The sequence below is a fragment of the Streptomyces sp. NPDC001851 genome, from assembly GCF_040297165.1.
GTDB lineage: Bacteria > Actinomycetota > Actinomycetes > Streptomycetales > Streptomycetaceae > Streptomyces.
Genome location: NZ_JBEOYR010000070.1, coordinates 1 through 1,908, shown reverse-complemented (window position 1 = coordinate 1,908; position 1,908 = coordinate 1). Strand labels below are relative to the sequence as shown.

1 protein-coding gene is annotated in these 1,908 nt (G+C 69.9%); it reads right to left on the bottom strand.

All coding sequences use genetic code 11. The features are described from left to right. A partial coding sequence (locus ABT171_RS41505; RefSeq protein ID WP_351252128.1) for a type I polyketide synthase occupies positions 1–1,908 on the bottom strand: 1,908 nt, incomplete at both ends.

The window sequence follows — 1,908 nt, the reverse complement described above, 5'->3', positions numbered from 1 at the left end:
CGGCCTCGGCAACTCCCCGTCAAAGCAGTCGCACACCTCGTCAAAAGCACGAGCGAACTCCGGCACCCGCTCATACAACTCACGCCCCATACCCAGCCGCTGACTCCCCTGCCCCGTGAACAGGAACGCGGTTCTGCCCTGCCCACGCCTGCCGCGGACCAGGCCCGGCGCTGGGCTGCCGTTGGCCAGCGAACCGAGACCGGCGAGCAGCTGGGCCCGGGACGCGCCGACGACGACCGCGCGCTCCTCCAGCGCGGCCCGGGCGGTGGCCAGCGTGTACGCCACGTCCAGGGCGTCCGGGCCGTTCGCACTCGACACGGACGCGAGCAGGCGCTGCGCCTGGGCCCGCAGGGCGTCGGCGGAGGTGCCCGACACCACCCAGGGGAGGACGGGAAGCCCGGTCCCCTCGCCCGCCCGGTCCTCGGTCGCGGGCTCAGTCGGCTGCTCGATGATGATGTGCGCGTTGGTACCGCTGATCCCGAAGGAGGAGATTCCGGCCCTGCGGGGTGTGCCGGTCACCGGCCACTCCCGGGCCTCGGTGAGCAACGACACCGCTCCCGCCTCCCAGTCCACATGCGGAGACGGCTCATCGACATGCAGCGTCCTGGGCAGAACACCATGCCGCATCGCCTGCACCATCTTGATCACACCACCGACACCCGCAGCAGCCTGCGCATGCCCGATGTTCGACTTCAACGACCCCAACCACAACGGCCGGCCATCCCGCCGACCCTGCCCATACGTCGCAAGCAACGCCTGCGCCTCGATCGGATCACCCAGCCTCGTCCCCGTCCCATGCGCCTCGACCACATCCACATCCGCAGCCGACACACCCGCATTCGCCAACGCCTGGCGGATCACCCGCTCCTGCGCAGGACCATTCGGCGCCGTCAGACCATTGGACGCACCATCCTGATTCACCGCACTCCCCCGCACCACCGCCAACACCCGATGCCCATTGCGCCGGGCATCCGACAACCGCTCGACCAACAACAACCCCACACCCTCCGACCAACCCGTACCATCCGCAGCCGCGGCGAAGGGCTTGCAGCGGCCGTCGGGCGAGAGCCCGCGCTGGCGCGAGAACTCGACGAATGTCTGGGGTGTGGACATGACGGTGACGCCGCCGGCCAGCGCCAGGTCGCACTCCCCCTGGCGCAGCGCGTTGGCCGCCAGATGCAGCGCGACCAGGGAGGACGAGCACGCCGTGTCCACCGTGACCGCCGGGCCCTCCAGACCGTAGGTGTACGCGACGCGGCCGGAGGCGATGCTGCCCGCGTTGCCGCCCGCCAGATAGCCCTCCAGGTCCTTGGGCACGCTGCGCAGGCGTGAGCCGTAGTCGTGGTACATCACGCCCGCGAAGACACCCGTACGACTGCCCCGCAGCGTCTCGGGATCGACTCCAGCACTCTCGAACGTCTCCCATGCGGTCCGTAGGAGAAGCCGCTGCTGAGGGTCGGTGGCGAGCGCCTCGCGCGGCGACATCCCGAAGAACTCCGGGTCGAACTCGTCGGCGTCGTGGAGGAATCCACCATGACGGGTGTAGGACGTGCCCGACGCCGAGGGGTCCGGGTCGTACAGCTCGTCCAGGTTCCAGCCGCGGTTGACCGGGAACTCGCCGACCGCGTCCACACCGTCCGCCACCAGCCGCCACAAGTCCTCGGGTGAGTTCACACCGCCCGGGAAGCGGCAGGCCATGCCCACGATCGCGATCGGCTCGTCGGTCGTGACCGCTGTGGTCGTCGTGGCCGGGGAATCGGCCGGCCGGCCGGAGATCTGCGTGCTCAGATACGTGGTGAGGGCGTCGGGGGACGGGTGGTCGAAGACGAGGGTGGTGGGCAGGCGCAGTCCGGTCGCGGTGTTGAGCTGATTGCGGAGCTCGACGGCGGTGAGCGAGTCGAAGCCCAT